The sequence below is a fragment of the Micromonospora sp. CP22 genome (assembly GCF_009712475.1).
In the GTDB taxonomy this organism is placed as follows: domain Bacteria; phylum Actinomycetota; class Actinomycetes; order Mycobacteriales; family Micromonosporaceae; genus Micromonospora.
The window spans coordinates 41778-66045 of record NZ_VCJO01000006.1 but is presented as its reverse complement, the minus strand read 5'-3'; the positions used below and the strand labels follow the sequence as shown (position 1 = coordinate 66045).

The window sequence follows — 24268 nt, the reverse complement described above, 5'->3', positions numbered from 1 at the left end:
CCCGGTGTCCGCCGGTCAGGGCTCCTCGACCACGTCGGCGATGACGACCGTGACATTGTCCGGCCCACCGGCCTGCAACGCCAGGTCGATGAGGGTACGCCCGCAGGCCTCCCGATCCGGCTGGCTCGCCAGCACCTCGGCCAGGGTCTCGGCGCGTACGACGTTGGACAGCCCGTCGCTGCACAGCAGCCAGCGGTCGCCGGCCCGGGGCACCATCGTGGCGTACGTCGGGGAGACCTCGTCGCCCTGCAACGCCTGGGTCACCACGGCGCGGCGGGGATGGCTTCCGGCCTGGTCCGGCGTGATCAGCCCCTGGTCGACGAGCATCTGCACGAAGGTGTCGTCCCGGGTGATCTGCTTGAGCACGCCGTCGCGGAACAGGTAGGCCCGGGAGTCGCCCACGTGGGCCAGCGCCAGGCAGCTACCGGTACGCGCGAACAGCAGCGCGGTCAAGGTGGTGCCCATGCCCTGCCGCTGGGGATCCTCGGCGACCGCCTGGCGGATCCGCTCGGTGGCGAGCTGGATGCCGTTCTGGAGCGCGGCGACCAGCGCGTCCTCCGGTGTCTCCACGTCCAACGGGGCCACTGACGAGATGGCGATGGCGCTGGCGAGGTCCCCGGCGGCCATGCCGCCCATGCCATCGGCGACGGCGACCAGCCAGGTGCCGGAATGCAAGGCGTCCTGGTTTCCGCTACGGATCAGCCCACGGTCGCTCGTCCCGGCGGAACGCAGCTTCAGGGTCATGGCACGCAGCCTGCCAGGAGTAGGGCTCAGTTGTCTCTAGGAGATCGGTACGACCCGGCGTGGCGCGGCGAATCTCACTCAGTGTGAACGTTAACGCTCATCGGGCGCGGTCGATTGACATGTGTTGCGCGTCCTGGAAACATGCCCGATACCTGGGAGCGCTCCCAGGTCCGTACCCCCACTTCACCAGTTCCGTCCCGCTCGTCGGAAGGACTCCCCCCGTGACGCCATCCCGACGTCGTCTCGCGGTGCTCGCCGCGGCGACCGCCGTGGCGCTGGTCGGCGGTAGTGCCGGCACCGCTTTCGCCGACCCACCCGCCGACGCCCCCGAACAGATCCGCAACGGTGATTTCAGCGACGGCTCGTCGCCTTGGTTTTCCTACGGAACCGACTCCCTCGGCGTGGTCGACGGCCAGCTCTGTGCCACCGTGGCCGGCGGCCTGGCCAACCCCTGGGACGCCGGCATCGGCCACGACGCGCTTCCGCTGATCGCCGGCGCCGAGTACACCCTCGGCTTCGACGTCACCGCGACGCCCGGCGGCTCGGTCGCCGCCGTGCTGCAACTCGGCAGCGAACCCTACACCGGCTACTACTCGGTCACCGCCGCCGCGACGCCGACCCAGCAGCGGATCGAACGCACCTTCGTCGCGCCGACCGACGACGACCGCGCCCAGCTCATCTTCCAGGTCGGCGGTGCCGCCGAGGCGCAGACCGTCTGTCTGGACAACATCTCGTTGCGCGGCGGAAACCCGCCCGAGCCGTACGTGCCGGACACCGGTCCCCGGGTCCGGGTCAACCAGGTCGGTTACCTGCCCGGCGGGCCCAAGAACGCCACCGTGGTCACCGACGCGACCGAGGCGCTGCCCTGGAAGCTGCACTCCGCCTCCGGCGCCGTGCTGGCCAGCGGCACCACCACCGTCCGGGGCGTCGACGAGGCGTCGGCGCAGCACGTGCACACGGTCGACTTCTCCTCGTACCGCACCCCGGGTCAGGGGCTGACGCTGGCCGTGGACGGCGAGGTCAGCCACCCGTTCGACATCTCCGGCACCATCTACGACCAGCTGCGCTCGGACGCGTTGCAGTTCTTCTACATCCAGCGCAGTGGCATCGCCATCGACGGTGACCTGGTCGGCGAGGAGTACGCCCGCCCCGCCGGTCACCTGGACGTCGCCCCGAACCAGGGTGACACCAACGTGCCCTGTGCCGCCGGAGCCTGCGACTACCGCCTCGACGTACGCGGCGGCTGGTACGACGCGGGTGACCACGGCAAGTACGTGGTCAACGGCGGCATCGCCACCTACCAGCTGCTCAGCGCCTTCGAGCGGACCAAGAACGCCCCCACGGGCGAGTTCGGCGCCAACCTCGGCGACGGCACGCTGCGGCTGCCCGAGCGGGACAACGGGGTGCCGGACATCCTCGACGAGGCCCGCTGGGAGCTGGAGTTCCTGATGCGGATGCAGGTGCCGGCCGGTAAGCCGCTGGCGGGCATGGCCCACCACAAGATCCACGACCGGAACTGGACCGGCCTGCCGATGCGGCCCGAGGACGACCCGGAGCCGCGCGAGCTGCACCCGCCGTCCACCGCCGCCACCCTGAACCTGGCCGCCGTGACCGCCCAGTGCGCCCGGCTGTTCGCCCCGTACGACAAGGAGTTCGCGCAGCGCTGCGGCAGCGCGGCGAAGACCGCGTACGCGGCGGCCAAGGCCAACCCGGCCCGGTACGCGCCGTCGTCCGGCAACGGCGGTGGCCCGTACGACGACACCAACGTCACCGACGAGTTCTACTGGGCGGCCGTCGAGCTGTACCTGACCACCGGTGCGGCCACCTACCTGACCGACCTGACCGCTTCGCCGCACCACACCGGCGACGTCTTCGACGTGCGTGGTTTCGGCTGGCAGAGCGTGGCCGCGCTGGGCCGCCTCGACCTGGCGACGGTGCCGAACGGGCTGCCCGCCGCCGACCTGGCCCGGGTCCGCGCGTCGGTCACCACCGCCGCCGACGGCTACCTCGCCGAGATCGGCCGTCAGGCGTACGGGCTGCCCATGCCGGGCGACCCGGGTAGCTACTTCTGGGGCGGCAACGGCGCCATCCTCAACAACGCCGTCGTGCTGGCCACCGCGTTCGACCTGACCGGCGACGAGAAGTACCGGGACGGTGCGGTGCAGACGATGGACTACATCCTCGGCCGCAACGCGCTGAACATCTCGTACGTCACCGGGTGGGGCGAGCACGCGGCGGAGAACCAGCACAGCCGGATCTTCGGCTACCAGCTCGACCCGAGCATGCCGAAGCCGCCCGCCGGGTCGATCGCCGGTGGACCGAACGCCGCGCTCCAGGACCCGTTCGTGGAGCAGCTGCTCGAGGGCTGCGCGCCGATGTTCTGCTTCGTCGACGACATCGCCTCGTACTCCACCAACGAGGTGGCGATCAACTGGAACTCGGCGCTGGCCTGGGTCGCCTCGTTCGTGGCCGACCAGGGCGACTCCGCGGCGGTGCCGGCACCGACCTGCACGGTCTCCTACACCAACTACGGCTCGTGGGAGGGCGGCACCGGCTTCACCGCCCAGGTGAACATCCGCAACACCGGCACCGCGCCGGTCAACGGCTGGACCGCCCGGTTCGCCTTCACCGGCGACGCCAAGGTGCGCGACGCGTGGATGGCCGACGTGACGCAGTCCGGGGCCACGGTGACCGCGAAGGGTGAGTCGTACAACTCGCGGATCAACCCGGGCAGCTCGGTGATGTTCGGATTCAACGCCACCACCGGCAGCGGCGCGAACCCCGCGCCGAACCTGGTCACGGTCAACGGCGCAGCCTGCACCGTTTCCTGATCCCCGGGTGGGGTGCCGACGGCGACCGGCGCCCCACCCGGCCCCCATCTGATCGACGTCCGGTCCGGACCCCCCGCGCGGGGTCCGGACCGGACTCGTCGGCTCACCGGACCGGACTCGTCGGCTCAGGCGCGCAGCTTCGGCAGCACCTGGTCGCCGAAGGCGTCCAGGAAGGGCCGCTGCTCCTGCCCGACGTGGTGCAGTGCGATCTGGTCGAAGCCGAGATCGACGTACTCCTCCAGCCAGCCCACGTGCCGACCCAGGTCGGCGGAGATGTTGACCACCTCCGCGAGCCGGGTCATCGGTACCGCTTCGGAGACCACGTCGAAGTGCTCCGGAGTGTCCAGGTCCCAGCAGACCGGCGGGGCGAAGACGTTGCTACGCCACTGGTCGTAGGCGATCGCCTCGGCCTCGTCCTGGGACGGTGCCCAGCTCAGGTGCACCTGGAGGTGCACCGGTCCACGGCCTCCGGCCTCCCGGTACGCGTCGACCATGCGGCGCAGGTGGTCGGTCGGCGCGTTGACGGTGATCAGGCCGTCCGCCCACTCGGCGCACCAGCGCGCGGTGGCCACGCTGACCGCGGCGCCGACCAGCGCCGGCGGCTGTTCCGGGCAGCTCCACAGTTTCGCCCGGTCGACCCGGACCAGACCGTCGTGGCTGACCTCCTCACCGGCCAGCAGCGCCCGGATGATTTCCACGCACTCGCGCAGCCGGGCGTTGCGTACCTCCTTGCGCGGCCACACGTCGCCGGTGATGTGCTCGTTGGCGGCCTCGCCGGAGCCCAGCGCGGCCCAGAACCGCCCGGGATACATGGCGGCGAGGGTGCCGATCGCCTGGGCGATGATCGCCGGGTGGTAGCGCTGTCCGGGCGCGTTGACCACCCCGAACGACAGGCCGGTGGCCTGTAACGCCGAGCCGAGCCAGGACCAGGCGAATCCGGAGTGCCCCTGACGTTCGCTCCAGGGCGCGAAGTGGTCCGAGCACATGGCGGCGTCGAAGCCGACGTGCTCGGCGTGGACCACCGCCGCCAGCAGCTCACGCGGGTGGATCTGCTCGTGGGAAGCGTGAAAAGCGATCGCCGTCATACCGCGTTCCACTACCCACCCCAGGACGGATGTAAGCAAGGGCCCCTTGCTAACGCCTCGTGTATAGGAAGGGCCCCTTCCTTACACCCCTGCGTCGCATGGCGGGTTATTCGGAGTGGGCGCCGGCACCGGCGGAGGCGGTGCCCTCCCCCACCCAGACCGTCTTGACGTTGCAGAACTCGTGCATGCCCTGGGCGGACAGCTCTCGGCCGTAGCCGGAGTTCTTCACTCCGCCGAAGGGCAGCTCGGGGTGAGACGTCGTCATCCCGTTGATGAAGACGGCCCCGGCCTCCAGGTCGGTGGCGAACCGCTGCTGCTCCCCCGGGTCGCGGGTCCAGGCGTTCGAGCCGAGCCCGAAGCTGGTGCCGTTGGCCAGCTCGACGGCCTCCTCGTACGACGCGGCGCGGTACAGACCGGCGACCGGCCCGAACACCTCCTCGTGCCACATCCGCATGCCCGGGTTCAGGTCGGTCACCACCGTCGGTGGGTAGAACCAGCCCGGCCCGGTCGGCTTCTCGCCGCCGCAGAGCACTGTCGCGCCCTTGTCGACGGCGTCACGAACCTGCGCGTCGACCTCGTCCCGGCCCCGCTCGGAGGCCAGCGGGCCGACATCGGTGGCGTCGTCCATCGGGTCGCCCACCCGCAGCGCCGCCATCCGCTTGGCGAACGCCTCGGCGAAGGCGTCGTAGACGTCGGTGTGCACGATGAAGCGCTTCGCCGCGATGCAGGACTGTCCGTTGTTCTGGCAGCGGGCGGTGGTGGCCACCTGGGCGGCCAGTTCCACGTCGGCGGAGGGCATCACCACGAACGGGTCGCTGCCGCCCAGTTCCAGCACCGTCTTCTTCAGCTCCCGGCCGGCGATCTGCGCGATCGACCGGCCGGCGACCTCACTGCCGGTCAGCGTGGCCGCGCGTACCCGGGGATCGCTCAGGATCCGGTCCACCGCCTCGGAGCCGACCAGCAGGGTGGTGAACGCGCCCTCGGGGAAACCGGCCCGCCGGAACAGGTCCTCCAGCAGCACCGCGGTCTGCGGCACGTTGGAGGCGTGCTTGAGCAGGCCGGTGTTGCCGGCCATCAGGGCCGGCGCGGCGAAGCGCATGACCTGCCAGAGGGGGAAGTTCCACGGCATCACCGCCAGCACCGGCCCGATCGGCTGGTAGCGGACGAACGCCCGGGTCGCCGAGACCGCCTCGGCGTCGGCCGGCACGTCGGCGAGGAACTCGGCGGCCCGGTCGGCGTAGAAGCGGCAGGCCGTGGCGCACTTGGTGACCTCGGCCTTGGCGGCGGCGAGGGTCTTGCCCATCTCGGTGGTCATCAGCCGGGCGATCTCGTCCCGTTCCGCCTCCAGCAGCTCGGCGGCGGCGGTCAACCACCGCCCACGTTGCTCGATCGTGGTGCCGCGCAGCTGCCGGTACGCCAGGTCGGCCCGTTCGATCGCGCCGTCGATCTGCTCGTCGGACATCGCCTCGTACGTCTTGAGCACCTGGCCGTTGACCGGGTTGGTGGTGGCGATGGTCATCAGGGCTACTCCCGTCACTCGAAGAGTGAGTGCCGCACGCCGGGCTCCTCCCGACGGCGGGCGGCGCGACGACGCTGGATGACGATCAGGTCGACGACGGCGACCAGCGCGAAGACGGCGCAGACGACACCCAACCAGACCACGTCGGCCCGAAACGCCAGCACCGCGAAGACAATCATGGTGACGAGCCCGAAACTGGCCAGCGCCAGGCGCAGGTTCAGCGCGCTGTACGCGTGACCGACCGTGCCACGGGCACGCCGAGGCTGTGATCTCGTCATCACCTCCTCCTACCCCACGTCGCCAGCGCTAACCGTCACGACCCGCACGGCGTTCACCGGAGAACCGGTCGTCGCGGCCCCCGGAGGCTCGGCGCCGCATGTAGCACGCCGGATCGCGGTACGACAGACCACTGCCGCATCCCCGACAGCAGCGCCCGCTCGACCCGACCTCTACGCGTAGAGTCACCGTGCCATCGCTGTGAGCTGTGAGGCTGGGGACGTCATGCCTGGACGCTGGACCACCGCCGCCGTCTGCCTGCTCGCACTCGTCGCACTGGCCTGCGAGGCCGGTGGTGAGGCGGCGCCCCGACCGTCGGGCACGGCCCAGCCCGGCTCCCCCCGCGTCGTCGCCGCCCTCGGCGACTCGATCACCACGGGCTTCGGGTCCTGTCTGCTGCTCACCTCGTGTCAGCGCAACTCCTGGTCGACCGGGGACGGGCTGCGGGTCGACAGTCACTACCGACGGCTGCTCGACCGCAACCCGGGGCTGCGCGGCAAGGCGTACAACCACGCCCGGCCGGGGGCCCGTGCCGACGCGCTGGCCGGGCAGGCCGAGGCGGCGGTACGCGACCGCGCCGACTACGTGACGGTGCTGGTCGGCGCCAACGACGCCTGCCGCGCCACGATCGATGCGATGACGCCGGTCGACCAGTTCCGGGCCGACATCGACCGAGGGTTGCGGGTGCTGCGCGAGGGACGCCCCAAGGCCCGGGTGCTGGTCGTGAGCATCCCGAACCTGTACCGGCTCTGGGAGGTCGGCCACGACGAACCCCGGGCGGTACGCGCCTGGCGGCACGGGGTGTGTCCGGCGCTGCTGGCCGACGCGACGTCGACCGCACCGGCGGACCGCAGCCGCCGCGCGGCCTTCCGGAAACAGATCTCGGCGTACAACGGTCAACTGAAGGCGGCGTGCCGGGCCTACGGATCCCGCTGCCGCTACGACGGCGGCGCCGCGCACCGGGTCCGGTTCGACCTGAGTATGGTCAACCCGCTCGACTACTTCCACCCCAACACCAGCGGCCAGTCCCGCCTCGCCGAGGTCACGTGGCGCCCCTCCGGCTACGCCGACTGATCGCCCGACTCATCGCCGGGACGTGGTGACGGGATGCGGGGGGTGCCGTGCTGGCGGTACAGCGCCCGGGAACGCTCGGCCAGTTTCTTGGTGGCCGAGGAGTTCGCCCAGGTGCCCAGGATGATCGCCGCTCCGGGGACCAGCTTGGCGAAGACTCGCTTCGCCGCGCGTACCCCGGCCATCTGGGCGAGCCGGATCCCGAGGTGCAGCATCACCCGGCCGAGCGGTGCCTGCGCACCACCGCCGAACAGCGCACCCGCCCGCTCCCGGCCGGCCGCCACGCCCAGCGCCAGGCGGGCGCTCGCGGCGGCCTTGTGCACCTTCTGGAGCACCAACAGGTCGGTGGCACGGTCGGTGTGGGTCGGATCGGTGCCGTACGCGGCGGCGACGTGCAGGACCATCCGGGCCTGGGTCCAGGCCAGTACGCCGACGTCGATCACCGCGCCGGGAAGTCCGGCCGCGCCGGATACGGCACCGGAAAGCCGGGCCTGGTTGACGAACCGCCGCACCGCCTGCTCCGCCAGGGCCTCGGTGCTGATCCCCGGCTGGGCGGCCCGGATCCGTTGCGCCCACTGCGCGGCCTCCGGACCGAGCCGGCGCACCGCCTCCAGGGCGAGGTGCTCCGGGGCGTACTGCGGATCCTGGCGCATCCGGTCCCACAGCGTGGCCGGGGGCGACTCGTCATCCTGGTCGCCCGACGGTGGCGTGGGCGGGATGACGGACTGGCCCTCGGCGGGCACGGGATCGCTCATCACCTCTCCCTTCGGTGGCGCGCATCCATATGTACCCCGCGCGGGCAACGCCGTACCGTCGGCCGATCAGCCACCGACGGTCGGGCCGGGCGGACCCGCGCCACAGGAATGGACGAGGATGGCAGGTACGTTTTGGCGATCGGGAGCCGGCGTCTGTTCGGCGTCCCGTTACGCACTCGCAGGGAGGCCGCACCGGTGCTCGATCCACACGAGCTCTACGAACTCACCGACGATCTGCCCGACCTCGGTCAGCCGGTCCTGATCCAGGCGCTCACCGGCTTCGTCGACGCCGGGAACGCGAGCCGGCTCGCCCGCGAACAGCTGCTCACATCGCTGGAGTCCCGCCCGATCGCCCGGTTCGACCTGGACCAGCTCTTCGACTACCGTTCCCGCCGCCCGGTGATGACCTTCGTCGAGGACCACTGGGAGAGCTACGACGACCCGGTGTTGGAGCTGCACCTGCTCCACGACGACGACGAGACCCCGTTCCTGCTGCTCACCGGCCCGGAACCCGACCTCCAGTGGGAGCGGTTCACGGCCGCCGTCGCCGGGCTCGCCGCCCGGCTGGACGTCCGGCTCACCGTCGGGCTCAACGCGATCCCGATGGCGGTGCCGCACACCCGACCGACCGGCGTGACCGCGCACGCCACCCGGCGTGACCTGATCTCCGGCTACGAACCGTGGCTGCAACGGGTGCAGGTGCCCGGCAGCGTGGGTCACCTGCTGGAGTTCCGGCTGGGCGAGGCGGGGCGGGACGCGCTGGGCTTCGCCGCGCACGTGCCGCACTACGTGGCGCAGGCCGAGTATCCGGCCGCCGCCGAGGTGCTGCTGGCCTCGGTGTCCCGGAGCACCGGGCTGCTGCTGCCGAGGGACGGGCTGCGGTCGGCCGCCGAGGTGGTACGGGTCGAGATCGACCGGCAGGTCGCCCAGAGCGACGAGGCCACCACCCTGGTCCAGGCCCTTGAGGAGCAGTACGACGCGTACGCCCGGGGTCGGGGTGAGAAGAACCTGCTCGCCGCGGAGAGCGGCCCGCTGCCCACCGCAGAGGAACTCGGCGCCGAGCTGGAGCGTTTCCTCGCCGAGCAGACCCGCCCGAACAACGACACCCCGGGAGGCTGAGCGGGGCGGGGTCACGCGGAGCCGACCGGAATGGGGCAGGCTGGCACCATGCGCCTGGCGACGTGGAACGTGAACTCGGTGAAGGCCCGACTGCCCCGGCTGCTCGACTGGTTGGCCGGCACCGCTCCGGATGTGCTCTGCCTCCAGGAGACCAAGTGCCCGGACGGCGCCTTCCCGGTGGCCGAGGTGGGCGCGCTGGGTTACACGGTGGCCAGTCACAGTGACGGGCGGTGGAACGGGGTGGCCATCCTGTCCCGGGTCGGCCTGGCCGACGTCGCCGTCGGGTTTTCCGGCGAGCCCGGCTTCCCCGAGCCGGAGGCCCGGGCGATCTCGGCCACCTGCGGCGGGCTGCGGGTCTGGTCGGTGTACGTGCCGAACGGCCGCACGCCCGACGACACGCACTACGCGTACAAGCTGGCCTGGTTGGCGGCGCTGCGCGACGCGCTGGACACCGAGCTGGCGAGTTCGGTGCCGCTGGCCGTCTGCGGTGACTTCAACGTGGCCCCCACCGACGACGACGTGTGGGATCCGGCGCTGTTCGTCGACTCCACCCACGTCACGCCACCCGAACGGGCCGCCCTGGCGGCGCTGCGTGATCTCGGCCTGGTCGACGTGGTGCCCACCCCGATGAAGGGTCAGCATCCGTTCACCTACTGGGACTACCGGGCGGGGATGTTCCACCAGAACAAGGGCATGCGCATCGACCTGGTGTACGCCTCGGCCCGGCTGGCCCGCGCCGTCCGATCGGCCTACGTGGACCGGGAGGCCCGTAAGGGCAAGGGCCCCTCCGACCACGCCCCCGTCGTCGTCGACGCCGACCTGGTCCCGACCGTCGAGTCACTCTGAGCGCGGTGTAGCTGCGGGTGGTGTCGCCGCCCGCCGTGGGCGCACCTGGCCCCGGCGGTCCGTCGCACGCGCCTGCCCCCGGTGGTCGGTCGGACACACCTGGCCGCTGCGGTCCGTCGGACGCACCTGGCCGCTGTGGTCTGTCGGATCAGCGGCAGCTCGCTGAAACTCAGGGGACATGGCCTGACCTGCGCCAATACGCTGGGTTGAGCAGCGCGGCAGACGCGCTGGCAGACCGTCCGCACGGCGAGGAGTAAGCCCGTGACCGACGAGATCCGACCCACCGCCCTCACCCCACCGTCCGGCTGCGCCCTCGGCTGGCAGCCCAGTGCCCTGGCCCCCGTCTTCTGGGGCTGGCGCGAGTACGGGCCGACCGACGGCGCACCCACCCGGGTCCGGGTGTTCCATCCGAGCATCGATTCCACTCCGAACACGGCGCAGTTGCTCAGCGGCTGCGGCAGGTACCCGTTGATCGTGTTCGCCCACGGCTACTGCGAGCAGGACGACAACCACTACCAGCGCTGGGTTCGCACCCCGGCGGCGCTGGCCCGTTCCGGTTACATCGTCGCCGTACCCGAACTGCCGAACATTCACGTGCACCCGGCGCAGAGCCCCGGCACCCAGCAGGTGCTGGCCAGCACCGTGACCTGGATGCGGCAGGGCTGGCCCGGCAAGGAGGTGCTGCTGCCCGCCGCGAAGACCGGGCTGGCCGGCCATTCCTACGGTGCGCTGCACGCCGGTATCCTCGCCACCCGCATCCAGGTCGCTGCCGTCGCCTCGCTCAGCGGGGTGTGGAACGACTGGCAGCCCGGCTACGGCACCAAGCCCATCCACCAGGGCACGGTGCCCCGCCTGTTGACCTGGGGAACCGACGATCCGCAGGCCACCCTCGACGCCCCGACCTGGAACGCCATCGCCAAGCCCCGGCACCGGGCCGTCTACGGCGGAGCCGACCACTACGACTACTTCCCGTACAACCAGGACCTGCCCTGCCGGACCAGCAGCGGAGCCTGTCCCCACGTCGGCATCGCCACCGACGACCTGTTGATCATGTTCTTCGCCAACTACCTGCCGCCGGAGCTCTGGCCCGACCTGCCCAGTCGCATCCCCAACAACCTGGTCCCGCCGCCGCTGAACCTCCCTCCCGAGCAGGGCTTCTACGCCGGTGGCCACCTCACCGGGCTGTCCACCTTCAACGCCAACTCGTCGTGCAGCCTCGCCCTCTCGGTGGAGCTGCCGCTGGACAAGACCGTCCCCCACGTCCGCGAGATGCTGCGCCACCAGGCCGATCAGGCCGTACGAGCCGCCGGTCTGGTGCCGGTCTTCACCGGGTCGACCAGTCCGGCGGCATGGGTAGCGAGCCAGTCGCCCGCAGGTGGGACGAAGGTGGTCGCGGACAGCGCGGTCTCGATGACGATGCAGTCCGGCCCGCTCCCGTAACCGGCCCGGTCCCGTAACCGGCCCGGTCCGGCCCGGTCCCCCGGGGCAGGGTCGCAATCCGGCGGGTGACGGAGGGGTGGCGGGGCCGCTGCCTCGCCAGTGATGGCCCTGCCACACCCGCGACCTCGGGTACTGCGGCCACGATTCCCGGCGGTGGCCGCCGGACTAGGGTTGAGGCCATGGCAGTCGTGAAGATCAACGCGATCGACGTCCCGCCCGGTGCCGGCGAGGAGTTGGAGAAGCGGTTCGCCGCCCGGGCCCGCGCGGTGGAGAACTCCCCCGGTTTCCTCGGCTTCGAGCTGCTGCGCCCGGTGGCCGGGGAGAGCCGCTACTTCGTCTACACCAGGTGGGAGAGCGAGCAGGCGTACCAGGACTGGGCCTCCGGTCCGGCGCGCGCCGCCCATGCCGCCCCGCCCGGCGCCGAACAACGGCCCCCGGTCGCCTCCGGCGCCACCCTGCTCGAATTCGAGGTCGTGCAACAGGTTCCCTGACCGGTGCCCGTGCACCGGGCGACGGCCAGGTGCCGCGTCGGCGTCAGGCGGGGCGGGTGGTGGTGAGGGTGGCGAAGGCGATGACGTTGTCGGCGTAACCGGTGCCGCCGCCCACCCACTGGCCTCCGCAGGTGATCAGCCGCAGGCCGGGTGGGCCCTCGTGGCCGTACACCCGGTCGGCCGGTAGTCGATCCTTCGGGAAGCGTTCCACCGAGTTCACCGTGAAGACGGCGACCGAGTCGTCCTCCCGAACCACCTCGACGGTGTCTCCCGCCTTCAGCCTGCCCAGGTGGTAGAAGACCGATGGGCCGCTCTTGGTGTCCACGTGCCCGACGATGACCGCCGGACCGGGCTCGCCCGGCACCGGCCCACGGTCGTACCACCCGGTCTCCTCGTGTCGGCTCAACGGTGGCACGTCGATCGAACCGTCCGGCGCGTCACCGACCGGTTTCACCGGCGCCGAGACGTCGATGGTCGGGATGGTCAGGCTCACCGGCCGCGCGGCGGGCGCCACCGCCGGTGGGCTGGACGTTCGTTCACCGCCGGTGGCGGCCCAGTCCAAGGGGCTTCCGACCCGATGCCCGAGCCCGGCACCGGTGGCGAAGACGCCGGCCAGCACGAGCACCGCCGCGAGCGGCAGCGACCACGGGCTGCGCCCGGACCGCCGCGCCCGCTCGGGCCTTCCGGTGGCGCGGGGAGCACGACGCCGGTCGGTGGGCAGCGGCGACAGGCTGGAGCGCCGGGCGGCGACGTCCGGCACGGCCGCCCGGCCGCGCGGCCGCGCGCGATCGGACGGCCGCGCGGGATCGCGCGAGCGCGTGGGATCGGGCACGTGGTCGCGGCCGTGCGAACGCGCGGGATCGAACGGCCGGGCGGAGCCGTGCGAACGCGCGGGATCGAACGGCCGGGCGGAGCCGTGCGAACGCGCGGGGTGGGGCGAACGCGCCGGGTCGGGCGGGGGAACGAACAGATCGGGACGGTGGGTCGGGCGGGGCGGGCTACCGGTGGGACGGGCCGCACGACCGGCGCCGACGGGCCGGGCCGGACGACCAGAACCGGCCGAGCCGGTGGGGCGGGGTGCGCGGGCGGCGGCCATGGCGGCTCACCGCCGGGTGCCGCGACGGCGGGTAGCGGTGACCCAGAGGACCATGCCGGTGACGGTCAGCGCCAGCCCGCCGGGGAGCAGCAGACCGGCGGTGACCGTGCTGGCGGACCCACCGAAGCCGGTCGCCGGCCCTCGGCTGGGCTTCGCGTGGCGTACCACCTGGATCATGGTGGAGGCGGTCTCGCCGCCCCGGCACTCCAGCTTGACCCGGTAGTTGCCGGGGAGCACCCGGTCCTTCACCATGGCCGTTCCGGTCAGCAGGCCGCGCTGCGGCTGGACGGCGACCCGGCCGAACGCGTCCGAGACGACGATGGCCCCCACCGAGTTGTCGTGGCAGCTCGCCCGCAGACCGACCAGGTGTCCCGGTTCCACCATGCTCGGCGAGACCTCCACGAACACGGTCGGGCCGGGCTGCGGTGCGCCCACGGGCACACCGGGCTGCCCATCGCCGGGCTGTCCGGCGGCGAGCGGCGCGACGGCGGGCCACCCGGCGGTGCGTGACTCGGCAGTGGTCGAGGCGGGCGTCGGCGCGGGCGCCGAGCCCGGCGCGACGGTCACCGCCCCGGCCGACGCCGCCGTCGGCAGCGGAGCGACCAGGGCGATCGAGAGCAGCGGAGCGATGGTGGCGAGGGTACGCAGACCAGCGGCGGACGGCCCCGGACGAGTGCGGGTCACTGCTGGCACGATGCCCCCTCCCGGTGCGCCGGGGCGGTCGCCGGGCCCTACGGGCACCCGGTGCTGCCTTCCACCGATGATGGTCTCACCACCGGGCGTACATCACATCCGGTTCGGCGCGGTGCTCACGTAGGCTCGGTTGGTGGTGACCTCCACCGACCCGACTCCCGCTGTCGCCGCGCCGCCCGTGGCGCGGGCGATTCGCACCTACCACCCACGGCGCGGCCGGATGAGCGGCCGCCAGGTGGCGGCGTTGGAGCAGCTCTGGCCCCGGTACGGTCTGCGCGTCGCCGACGCCGACCCGTTCGACCCCGTCGCCCTGTTCGGCCGTCGCGCCAAACTGGTGGTCGAGATCGGATCGGGCATGGGCGACGCGACCGCCGAGATGGCCGCCGCCGACCCGGATCGAGATTATCTGGCGGTCGAGGTGCACACCCCCGGAATCGCCAACCTGCTGGACCTGATCCACCGCCGTGACCTGGGCAATGTCCGGATCGTCGAGGGCGACGCGATGGAGTTGCTCGACCTGCTGCCACCCGCGTCGCTGGACGCGGTGCACGTCTTCTTCCCGGATCCGTGGCCGAAGTCCCGCCACCACAAGCGGCGGTTGATCCAGCCCGGTCACGTCGCCCGGTTGCGTTCCCGGTTGGCCGTCGGCGGCACGCTGCACTGCGCCACCGACTGGGCCGAGTACGCCGAGTCGATGCGGGCGACGCTGGACGCCGACCCCGGTCTGGTCAACGCCTTCGACGGCTACGCACCCCGGCCCGCGTACCGGCCGGTGACCCGGTTCGAGCGACGGGCACTGCGCGCCGGCCGCCCGATCGCCGACCTGATCTACCACCGCCGCCGGTAAGGAAGGGCACCTTGTTAACGCCTGGTGTATAGGAAGGGCCCCCTGCTAACACCACCGCCCGCCCAGGCACCCGCCAAAGGCCGGTTGGCGTATGGGGGCGTGATCCAGGCACCATGGAGCGGCCATGACACTCACCGCCGCGCTGCCGAAGACCGCCGATCCCGACACCCTCTACGACGCGTTCGCCAGTTGGGCGTCCGAGCGCGGCCTGGACCTCTACCCCCACCAGGAGGAGGCGGTCATCGAGATCGTCTCCGGGGCCAACGTGATCATGAATACGCCGACCGGCTCGGGCAAGAGCCTGGTCGCCATCGCCGCCCACTTCGCCGCCCTGGCCGACGACCGGACGACCTTCTACACCGCGCCGATCAAGGCGCTGGTGTCGGAGAAGTTCTTCGCGCTGTGTGAGATCTTCGGCGCCGAGAACGTCGGGATGCTCACCGGCGACGCCAGCGTGAACGCCGACGCCCCGATCATCTGCTGCACCGCCGAGATCCTCGCGAACCTGGCGCTCCGCGAGGGCGCCAAGGCCGACGTCGGCCAGGTGATCATGGACGAGTTCCACTTCTACGCCGAACCGGACCGGGGCTGGGCCTGGCAGGTGCCGCTGATCGAGTTGCCGCAGGCGCAGTTCGTGCTGATGTCGGCCACCCTGGGGGACACCACCCGATTCGTCGACGACCTGACCCGGCGCACCGGTCGGGCGACCGCCGTCGTGCGCTCGGCCGAGCGGCCGGTCCCGCTGCTCTTCTCGTACGCGATGACGCCGCTGCACGAGACGCTCGAAGAGCTGCTGGAGACCAAGCAGGCCCCGGTGTACGTCGTGCACTTCACCCAGGCCGCCGCCCTGGAACGCGCCCAGGCGCTGATGAGCGTCAACGTCTGCACCCGGGCCGAGAAGGACATGATCGCGCAGGCGATCGGCGGGTTCCGGTTCACCTCCGGCTTCGGCAAGACTTTGTCCCGGCTGGTCCGGCACGGCATCGGGGTGCACCACGCCGGGATGCTGCCCAAGTACCGCCGGCTGGTGGAGACCCTCGCCCAGGCCGGGCTTCTCAAGGTCATCTGCGGTACGGACACCCTCGGCGTCGGCATCAACGTGCCGATCCGCACGGTGCTGTTCACCGGCCTGTCCAAGTACGACGGGGTACGCACCCGGCTGCTCAAGGCCCGCGAGTTCCACCAGATCGCCGGGCGGGCCGGGCGGGCCGGGTTCGACACTCTCGGCCGGGTCGTGGTGCAGGCACCGGAGCACGTCATCGAGAACGAGAAGGCCCTCGCCAAGGCCGGCGACGACCCGAAGAAGCGCCGCAAGGTGGTACGCAAGAAGCCGCCGGAGGGCTCGATCGGGTGGGGCAAGCCCACCTTCGACCGCCTGGTGGAGGCCGAACCGGAGCCGCTGACGTCGAGCTTCCAGGTCAGCCACTCGATGCTGCTCAACGTCATCGGCCGCCCCGGCGACGCGTTCGCGGCCATGCGGCACCTGCTCACCGACAACCACGAGGACCGGGCCGCGCAGCGTCGACACATCCGCCGGGCCATCGCCATCTACCGCGCGTTGCGGGCCGGCGGGGTGGTCGAGGAACTGCCCGAGCCGGACGAGACCGGGCGGCGGGTCCGGCTCACCGTCGACCTCCAACTCGACTTCGCGCTCAACCAGCCGCTGTCGCCGCTCGCGCTGGCCACCATCGAGCTGCTGGACCAGGAGTCGCCGTCGTACGCCCTGGATGTGCTGTCGGTGATCGAGTCGATCCTCGACGACCCGCGTCAGGTGCTCTCCGCGCAGCAGTTCAAGGCCCGTGGCGAGGCGGTCGCCGCGATGAAGTCCGAGGGCATCGAGTACGAGGCCCGACTCGAACTGCTCGACGAGGTGACCTGGCCCAAGCCGCTCGCCGAGCTGCTGGAGAACGCCTACGAGATGTACCGGCAGGGGCATCCCTGGGTCGCCGACCACCAGCTCTCCCCCAAGTCCGTGGTGCGGGACATGTACGAGCGGGCGATGACCTTCACCGAGTACGTGCAGTTCTACGGGCTGTCCCGCTCCGAGGGCCTGGTGCTGCGCTACCTCGCCGACGCGTACAAGACGCTGCGGCAGACGGTGCCGGAGGAGGCCAAGACCGAGGAACTGGTCGACCTGATCGAGTGGCTCGGCGAGCTGGTCCGCCAGGTCGACTCCAGCCTCATCGACGAGTGGGAGCGACTGCGCAACCCGACGGACCTGCCGGAGGTCGCCGCGGCTCTGGACGACCGACCGGCGGCGGTGACCCGCAACCCGCGCGCGTTCCGGGTGCTGGTGCGCAACGCCCTGTTCCGTCGGGTCGAGTTGGCCGCGCTACGGCAGTGGGACGCGTTGGGCGAGTTGGACGCGGACTCCGGCTGGCACGCCGACGCCTGGGCCGACGCGTTGGAGCCCTACTTCGAGGCGTACGACGAGATCGGCACCGGTCCGGACGCCCGTGGCCCGGCGCTGCTGATGATCGATCAGGGCCGGGAACGCTGGACGGTGCGGCAGATTCTGGACGACCCGGAGGGCGACCACGACTGGGGCATCAGCGCGGAGATCGACCTCGCCGCCTCCGACGAGGCGGGCGCGGCCGTCGTGGCGATCACCGACGTCGGCCAGCTCTGAGATTTTCCGTAAAGGGGCCGTCCGGGATGCCCGGGCGGCCCCTTTCGTTCCCTGGGCGATGTCAGACCCGTCGATTAGAATATATGTACTAATCGAGTTCCTGACCTGGGAGGATGCTCGTGACCGCGCCCATCTCCGCCCCTCTTTCGCCGTACGCCACCCTCCTCGGTTTCACCCGGTACGTCGACCGCACCGGCCCGACCAAGGCCAGCTTCGTCGGCGGCCTGCGTCGACAGCGCGCGAGCCGCTCCGGGTTCAACCCGCACGGCCAGTTCGTCAAGGCGCTCAAGGCCGACATCGCCTTCCACACCGGCGGCACCCACCTGGCGCAGGTGGTCGACGTGGTCAAGCCCCGGTGGCGTCCGCTCTACCAGGCGCTGGTGCCCGGCGCGACGGCGTGGCTGCACTCGCTCGGCGAGCCGCGCGGCGTCGACCTGGCCCAGACCCGCGACGCACTCGCCATGCTCGGCGACCTCCCGATCAAGATCAACCCCCACTTCGGCATCCGGTACGCGGACGGCCACGCCGAGGCGGTGCGCCTGCACTTCGACGAGGCTCCGCCCAGTGATGAGGCGCTGCTGGCCGCGCTGCACCTGACCGCCCGGCACATGGACGCCGTCCTCCCGCACGCCGAGCCGGTCCTGGTCGACGTGCGCCGAGGCGTCACCCATCGAATGCCCGAGGGCGCCAAGCCCGACGAGATCGAACGGTGGCTCGCCGGCGAAGCCGCCGCCTTCCGCGCCATCTGGTCCGCCGCCTAGGAACGTCAGCGGTGTCGGGTCCGGACACCGGTCGTGCATCCGGACCCGACACCAACGCCGCCTCGTCGGCGGTTAGGGCCGGCCGTCCCCGACAGGTTCCGGAGTTATCCACAGGGGCAGCGACGCCGGTCACCGCTCGGCCAAGGTGGAGCGATGCCGGTGTCACCGAGGCGGCCCGCCCAGTTGCGGGGGCGCATCTTCCGAGGCTCCGAGATGGTCGCCCGAGGGCTGCTCACCCGCACCGAGCTGCGCAGCAAAGCCTGGCGTCAGCTCTTCCGGGATGTCTACGCGGACTCCCATCTCACGGTGTCGCACCGCACCCGTTGTCAGGCGGCGGCACGACTGCTGCTGCCCACCGGTGCCGCGGTGGCGGGCCGCAGCGCCGCGGCGCTGTTCGGCGTTCGCGGGGTGGCCGCCGACGAGCCGATCGACGTGCTCGTCCCGACCGGACGACGGTTCGGCCCGGTCTCGGGTCTGGTCGTGCACACCGCCGAGCTGGGCAGCGACGAGATCATCCTGCGCGACGACGTCCCGGTGACCAGCCCTGAGCGCACCTGCTGGGACCTTGCGCAGTGGTGCCCAGTCGAGGAGGCGGTGGCGACCGTGGACCAGCTCGCCGCCCGAGGCACGGTGCGCCTCGACCAGGTCGCCGCGTACGCCCGCTGCCGGATCGGTCTGCGCGGCTGGCGACGACTGCTGCGGGTGGTCGAGCTCGCCGACGCCGGGGCCGAGTCCATCCCCGAGTCACGGCTGCGGGTACGCATCGTGTTGGCCGGGCTGCCCAGGCCGGTGACCCAGTTCGTGGTGACCCGCGGGGGCAGGTTCATCGCGCGGGTCGACCTGGCGTGGCCGCAGTTGCGGGTGGCCGTCGAGTACGACGGACTGTGGCACGACGATCCTGAGCAGTTCCACCGTGACCGGCGACGCCTCAACCGCATCCTCGGCGAGGACTGGATCGTCCTGCACGTCACTGCCAAGCGGATGCGCGAGGATTTCGACGGCTTCCTCACCGAACTCCGCCAGACCCTCACCCGCCGCTCGGGGTGACCCCCGTCCAAGATCCGAGCAACTTCGGGGAAGTTGCTGCCTCAGGCGCCGTCGGACCCAGCAACATCCGGGAAGTTGTCCGGATCTTGGGTCGGGTGGCGGGGGAGGTCGGTTAGCGGGAGGGGGGTGGGGGCGTCGGGGGGGCCGACGATGACGCGTACGGCGGGGAAACGGTCGGTGAGGAGTTGGCGGCAGGCGTCGCAGGGAGCGACCAGGGACCGGCCCCGGTCGCCGACCGTCACGACGGTCTCCAGCTCCGTCACGCCCTGGGTGGCGGCGGTGCCGAGGGCGACCGTCTCAGGGCACGCGCCGCCGGTCGCGTGCACCACGTTCACGGCGGAGATGACCCGACCGTCAGGGGTACGGGCCGCCGTGGCGAGCGTGTGCATGGCGCTGCGGCAGCGCAGCTTCGCCACCGCGCTGGCGGCCTGCACCAGCGCCCGATCGGTGTCGCGCATCGTCATCGGTGTCCCCGTGGTCCGCTCATAGCTCGCGCTCAACATCCAGCAAGGCGATCAACGATAGACCGCCAACACGCTGGTGCCAGACCACCGCCCCGTCTTACCCGCCTTCGACTCCCCTGTCCCGGCCGGCCGGTGCCGCTCTGCTTCAACCCACGCACCGGTTCATGGCCGCGACCGTTGCGCCGAGTGAAGCAGAGCAAGCAGGCGCAGGGGCAGCCCCAGAGGGATTGTCACCGTGCCGCCGACCAGCGCCGGACCACCACGCAGGAAGGGCCGGGCACCACCACGCAGGAGCGCCAGGCAGGAGAGCGCCAGGCAGGAGACGGCCAGGCGGGAGACGGCCAGGCCGGACAGGCGCTAACCAGGACAGGGCCGGGCAGGGGGTAACCAGGAGGCGGTCCGGGAAGTGGCTGCCTATCCTTGGCCACGACATGCAGAATCCAGGCTCACCCACCTCGACCGACCCCGTCCGCGACCTGCAGCGCCGCCTGTCACCGTTGATGTTCCGTGACCAGCGGCACCTGCGCCGTCGACTCGACGGGTTGCGGAAGCTACGCGACCCACAGCGACGCGAAGCGGTGCTGACCGAGATCGTCGCCGAGACGGCCGCGGCGGAGGTCCGGCTGGAGCGGCGGAAAGCCGCCGTGCCGACCATCACCTACCCGGCGAGTCTGCCGGTGAGCGGACGCAAGGACGACATCGCCGCGGCGATCCGCGACCACCAGGTGGTGATCGTGGCGGGCGAGACCGGCTCCGGGAAGACCACCCAGTTGCCGAAGATCTGCCTGGAGCTGGGTCGCGGTGTGCACGGGTTGATCGGCCACACCCAGCCTCGGCGGCTGGCCGCGCGGACGGTGGCCGACCGGATCGCCGAGGAGTTGGGCACCGAACTCGGCGACGTGGTCGGCTACAAGGTGCGCTTCACCGATCAGGTGGGCGAGAACAGCCTGGTCAAGCTGATGACCGACGGCATTCTGCTGGCCGAGTTGCAGACCGATCGGATGCTGCGCCAGTACGACACGTTGATCATCGACGAGGCGCACGAACGCAGCCTCAACATCGATTTCATTCTCGGGTACCTCAAGCAACTCCTGCCGCGCCGCCCCGACCTCAAGGTGGTCATCACCTCGGCCACCATCGAGACCGACCGGTTCGCGCGGCACTTCGCCGGGCCACCGACCGCCGAACATCCCGACGGCGAGCCGGCGCCGGTGGTGGAGGTCTCCGGCCGGACCTACCCGGTCCAGGTGCGCTACCGGCCGCTGGTCGAGGTCGCCGACGGCGACGAGGAGGACCCGGACGAGGAGAACGTCCGCGACCAGATCCAGGCCATCGGCGACGCCGTCGAGGAGTTGGCCGCCGAGGGACCGGGCGACATCCTGGTCTTCCTCAGCGGTGAGCGGGAGATCCGGGACACCGCCGAGGCGCTGGGCAAGCTGGTGCAGAACAAGCGGTCGCTGCTCGGCACCGAGATCCTGCCGTTGTACGCCCGACTCAGCGTCGCCGAGCAGCACCGGGTCTTCGCCCCGCACTCCGGGCGACGGGTGGTCCTGGCCACCAACGTGGCGGAGACCTCGCTGACCGTGCCCGGCATCAAGTACGTGGTGGATCCCGGCACCGCCCGGATCTCCCGGTACTCGCAGCGCCTGAAGGTGCAGCGGCTGCCGATCGAGCCGATCTCCCAGGCCAGCGCCAACCAGCGCAAGGGCCGCTGTGGGCGTACCTCGGACGGCATCTGTATCCGGCTCTACGACGAGCAGGACTTCGCCTCCCGCCCGGAGTTCACCGACCCGGAGATCCTGCGGACCAACCTGGCCTCGGTCATCCTCCAGATGACCGCCATCGGGCTGGGTGACATCGCCGCCTTCCCGTTCATCGACCCGCCGGACCGTCGCAACATCACCGACGGGGTGAACCTGCTGCACGAGTTGGGTGCGATCGACCCGACCGAGACCGAGCCGGCACGGCGGCTCACCTCCCTCGGTCGGCGGCTGGCCCAACTGCCGGTCGACCCGAGGTTGGCGCGGATGGTGCTGGAGGGCGAACGCAACGGCTGCGCCACCGAGGTGATGGTGATCGCGGCGGCCCTGTCGATCCAGGATCCGCGTGAACGGCCGGCGGACAAGCAGGCCCAGGCCGACCAGGCGCACGCCCGGTTCGCCGACGCCGAATCCGACTTCGTCGCGTACCTCAACCTGTGGCGGTATCTGCGGGAGCAGCAGCGGGCGCTCTCCTCCAGCGCGTTCCGGCGGATGTGTCGGGCCGAGTACCTCAACTACCTGCGGGTGCGGGAGTGGCAGGACATCGTCAGCCAGTTGCGGCAGGTCCTGCGTACGCCCGAGGGGGACGGACGCAGACGCGGCCGGCGGGGCCCCGCGGCGGCTGAGCCCGACGGCGGCGCCGCCCGACGCCAGGTCGGCGCGGATCTGCCGGAGGAGATCGACACCGCGAAGGTGCACCAGTCGCTGCTGCCCGGCCTGCTGTCGCACATCGGCCTCAAGGACGCGCAGAAGCACGAGTACCTGGGTGCGCGCGGCGCGAAGTTCGCCCTGTTCCCGGGGTCGGCGCTGTTCCGCAAGCCGCCCCGCTGGGTGATGGCCGCCGAGCTGGTGGAGACCTCCCGGCTGTGGGGGCGGGTGAACGGACGCATCGAGCCGGAGTGGGTCGAGCCGCTGGCCCAACACCTGGTCAAGCGCAGCTACAGCGAGCCGCACTGGGAGAAGAAGCAGGCGGCGGTGATGGCGTACGAGAAGGTCACCCTCTTCGGCGTCCCGCTGGTCACCTCCCGCAAGGTCAACTTCGGCCGGATCGACCCGACGTTGAGCCGGGAGCTGTTCATCCGGCACGCCCTGGTCGAGGGCGACTGGTCCACCCACCACCGGTTCTGGCGGGACAACCAGCGGTTGCTGGCCGAGGTGGAGGAGCTGGAGAACCGCGCCCGGCGACGCGACATCCTGGTCGACGACGAGACGATCTTCCAGTTCTACGACGAACGGATCCCGGCCGAGGTGGTTTCCGGTCGGCACTTCGACAGCTGGTGGAAGACGGCCCGCCGCCAGCAGCCCGAGTTGCTCACCTTCACCCGCGAACTGCTCGTCAACTCCGGTCGGGGCGGGCTCGACGAGGCCGACTACCCCGACCAGTGGCAGGCCGACGGGGTGGCGTTGCCGCTGACGTACACCTTCGATCCGGGGACCCCGACCGACGGCGTGACGGTGGACATCCCGCTGCCGCTGCTCAACCAGCTGCCCGCCGAGAGCTTCGACTGGCAGGTGCCGGGGCTGCGGGAGGAACTGGTCGTCGCGCTGATCCGGTCGCTGCCGAAGCCGATCCGGCGCAACTTCGTTCCGGTACCCGACTACGCCCGCGCCGCGCTGGCGGAGATCACCCCGGGCGCGGCGCCGCTGCTGGACGCGTTGACCCGCCAGCTGCGGCGGATGACCGGGGTGACGGTGCCTCGGGACGCCTGGGACCTGGCCAAACTTCCGCCGCACCTGCGGGTCACCTTCCGGGTGCTCGGCGAGGACGACAAGCCGGTCGCCGAGGGCAAGGATCTGCCGGCCCTGCAACGCCGACTCAAGGCGGAGGTACGCCAGGTGGTGGCCGCCGCCGCGCCGGATCTGGCCCGCTCGGGGCTGACCGGCTGGGAGATCGGCACGCTGCCGCGCACCATCGAGCAGGTCCGGGCCGGCTACGCGGTGACCGCCTACCCGGCGCTGGTCGACGAGGGCGCCACGGTCGGGGTGCGGGTGTTCGACTCACCGGCGGAGCAGGAGGCCGCCCACTGGGCGGGCACTCGACGGCTGCTGCGGTTGACCGTGCCCTCGCCGGCGAAGTTCCTCCAGGGACGGCTGTCCAACGAGGCGAAGCTGGCGTTGTCCCGCAACCCGCACGGCGGGGTGCAGGCGTTGATCGAGGACGCATCCGGCGCGGCGATCGACAAGCTGGTCATCGACGCGGGTGGCCCGGCGTGGGACGAGGCGGGTTTCGCCGCGCTGCGGGAGAAGGTCCGGGCCGACCTGGTGGACACCGTGGTGGAGGTGATGGAGCGGGTCCGGGCGGTGCTCGCCACCGCGTACGCGGTGCAGCAGCGCCTCGGCGCGACGAGGAACCTGGCCGTGGTGGCCGCCCTGGCCGACATCCGCAACCAGCTCACCGGCCTGGTGCACGCCGGTTTCATCACCGAGGCCGGGTACGCCCGCCTGCCCGACCTGCTGCGTTATCTGACCGCGATCGAGCGGCGGCTGGACCGGCTGCCGAGCAATCCGGCGCGGGACAAGTCCCAGCAGGACCGGGTCGCGGTGGTGCAGCGCGAGTACGACGAGATGCTGGCCGCGCTGCCACCGGCTCGACGCTCCGCCGACGCGGTACGCCGGATCCGGTGGATGATCGAGGAGTTGCGGGTGAGCATCTTCGCCCAGGCCCTCGGCACCCCCTACCCGGTTTCCGAGCAACGTATCTACCGCGCCATGGACGACGCCGAGAGCGGCTAGGCCGGCCGGCGCGTCGGGCGAAGGTCGCCCGCGATCGCGTCCGGCCGCGATCCGACACCGG

19 protein-coding genes are annotated in these 24268 nt (G+C 71.5%); 11 read left to right on the top strand and 8 right to left on the bottom strand.

From position 1 onward, the window contains the following. Positions 1-15 precede the first annotated feature (15 nt). Positions 16-744: a PP2C family serine/threonine-protein phosphatase gene (locus FF096_RS12960; protein WP_155217840.1), complete on the bottom strand. Its 729-nt coding sequence runs from the start codon at positions 742-744 to the stop codon at positions 16-18. 221 nt (positions 745-965) lie between these two features. Between FF096_RS12960 and FF096_RS12955 the strand changes: the two genes are divergently transcribed. Next, a complete protein-coding gene (locus FF096_RS12955; protein WP_309223197.1) occupies positions 966-3575 on the top strand; it encodes a glycoside hydrolase family 9 protein in 2610 nt (869 codons plus the stop codon). Positions 3576-3700: 125 nt separating this feature from the next. Here FF096_RS12955 and FF096_RS12950 read toward each other — a convergent pair whose 3' ends face one another. From FF096_RS12950 to FF096_RS12940, 3 genes are all read right to left on the bottom strand, one after another. Continuing rightward, positions 3701-4660 carry a TIGR03885 family FMN-dependent LLM class oxidoreductase gene (locus tag FF096_RS12950; RefSeq protein WP_155217838.1) on the bottom strand — a complete coding sequence of 320 codons (960 nt, stop codon included), beginning with the start codon at positions 4658-4660 and terminating at the stop codon, positions 3701-3703. Positions 4661-4766: 106 nt separating this feature from the next. Beyond that, positions 4767-6179, bottom strand: coding sequence for an NADP-dependent succinic semialdehyde dehydrogenase (locus tag FF096_RS12945; protein ID WP_155217836.1), 1413 nt, complete (start codon positions 6177-6179; stop codon positions 4767-4769). Between the two features lie 14 nt (positions 6180-6193). After that, positions 6194-6457 (bottom strand): DUF6343 family protein, encoded by a 264-nt coding sequence (locus tag FF096_RS12940; RefSeq protein ID WP_155217834.1) that lies wholly within the window; start codon positions 6455-6457, stop codon positions 6194-6196. 223 nt (positions 6458-6680) lie between these two features. Here FF096_RS12940 and FF096_RS12935 point away from each other — a divergent pair, with 223 nt between their 5' ends. Beyond that, entirely contained in the window at positions 6681-7529 is an 849-nt protein-coding gene (locus FF096_RS12935; RefSeq protein ID WP_155217832.1) for a GDSL-type esterase/lipase family protein, read from the top strand. Here the strand turns inward: FF096_RS12935 and FF096_RS12930 are convergent. After that, entirely contained in the window at positions 7517-8281 is a 765-nt protein-coding gene (locus tag FF096_RS12930) for an EcsC family protein (RefSeq protein ID WP_155217830.1), read from the bottom strand. The genes FF096_RS12935 and FF096_RS12930 overlap by 13 nt on opposite strands. Before the next feature lie 195 nt (positions 8282-8476). Here FF096_RS12930 and FF096_RS12925 point away from each other — a divergent pair, with 195 nt between their 5' ends. The 4 genes from FF096_RS12925 to FF096_RS12910 all read left to right on the top strand — a co-directional run bounded on the left by FF096_RS12925 (position 8477) and on the right by FF096_RS12910 (position 12177). Continuing rightward, positions 8477-9400 carry a PAC2 family protein gene (locus tag FF096_RS12925; protein ID WP_309223196.1) on the top strand — a complete coding sequence of 308 codons (924 nt, stop codon included), beginning with the start codon at positions 8477-8479 and terminating at the stop codon, positions 9398-9400. A 48-nt stretch (positions 9401-9448) separates the two neighbouring features. After that, the gene (locus FF096_RS12920; protein WP_155217828.1) at positions 9449-10246 is read left to right on the top strand and encodes an exodeoxyribonuclease III; all 798 of its coding nucleotides are present in this window, start codon (positions 9449-9451) and stop codon (positions 10244-10246) included. A gap of 261 nt (positions 10247-10507) precedes the next feature. After that, a complete protein-coding gene (locus tag FF096_RS27285) occupies positions 10508-11686 on the top strand; it encodes a PASTA domain-containing protein (RefSeq protein ID WP_155217826.1) in 1179 nt (392 codons plus the stop codon). 179 nt (positions 11687-11865) lie between these two features. Beyond that, on the top strand, positions 11866-12177 hold the full coding sequence (locus tag FF096_RS12910) for an antibiotic biosynthesis monooxygenase (protein WP_155217824.1): 312 nt from the start codon (positions 11866-11868) through the stop codon (positions 12175-12177). Positions 12178-12220: 43 nt separating this feature from the next. Here the strand turns inward: FF096_RS12910 and FF096_RS26660 are convergent, their stop codons facing one another. Beyond that, positions 12221-12937 (bottom strand): class F sortase, encoded by a 717-nt coding sequence (locus FF096_RS26660; RefSeq protein WP_375335332.1) that lies wholly within the window; start codon positions 12935-12937, stop codon positions 12221-12223. A 342-nt stretch (positions 12938-13279) separates the two neighbouring features. Then, a complete protein-coding gene (locus tag FF096_RS12900) occupies positions 13280-13957 on the bottom strand; it encodes a hypothetical protein (protein WP_375335331.1) in 678 nt (225 codons plus the stop codon). Positions 13958-14186: 229 nt separating this feature from the next. On the opposite strand from FF096_RS12900, the gene trmB reads away from it, so the two are divergent. From trmB to FF096_RS12880, 4 genes are all read left to right on the top strand, one after another. Next, positions 14187-14813, top strand: a complete 627-nt coding sequence (trmB, locus tag FF096_RS12895; RefSeq protein WP_230462583.1) for a tRNA (guanosine(46)-N7)-methyltransferase TrmB — start codon at positions 14187-14189, stop codon at positions 14811-14813. Between the two features lie 124 nt (positions 14814-14937). Then, entirely contained in the window at positions 14938-17442 is a 2505-nt protein-coding gene (locus FF096_RS12890; RefSeq protein WP_155217819.1) for an RNA helicase, read from the top strand. Positions 17443-17561: 119 nt separating this feature from the next. Continuing rightward, positions 17562-18203: a hypothetical protein gene (locus tag FF096_RS12885; RefSeq protein ID WP_309223195.1), complete on the top strand. Its 642-nt coding sequence runs from the start codon at positions 17562-17564 to the stop codon at positions 18201-18203. 153 nt (positions 18204-18356) lie between these two features. After that, positions 18357-19250: an endonuclease domain-containing protein gene (locus tag FF096_RS12880; RefSeq protein WP_155217815.1), complete on the top strand. Its 894-nt coding sequence runs from the start codon at positions 18357-18359 to the stop codon at positions 19248-19250. A gap of 41 nt (positions 19251-19291) precedes the next feature. Here the strand turns inward: FF096_RS12880 and FF096_RS12875 are convergent, their stop codons facing one another. Continuing rightward, positions 19292-19714 (bottom strand): cytidine deaminase, encoded by a 423-nt coding sequence (locus FF096_RS12875; RefSeq protein WP_155217813.1) that lies wholly within the window; start codon positions 19712-19714, stop codon positions 19292-19294. Between the two features lie 431 nt (positions 19715-20145). On the opposite strand from FF096_RS12875, the gene hrpA reads away from it, so the two are divergent. Then, positions 20146-24207, top strand: coding sequence for an ATP-dependent RNA helicase HrpA (gene hrpA / locus FF096_RS12870; protein ID WP_155217811.1), 4062 nt, complete (start codon positions 20146-20148; stop codon positions 24205-24207). The last annotated feature ends 61 nt before the right edge of the window (positions 24208-24268 follow it).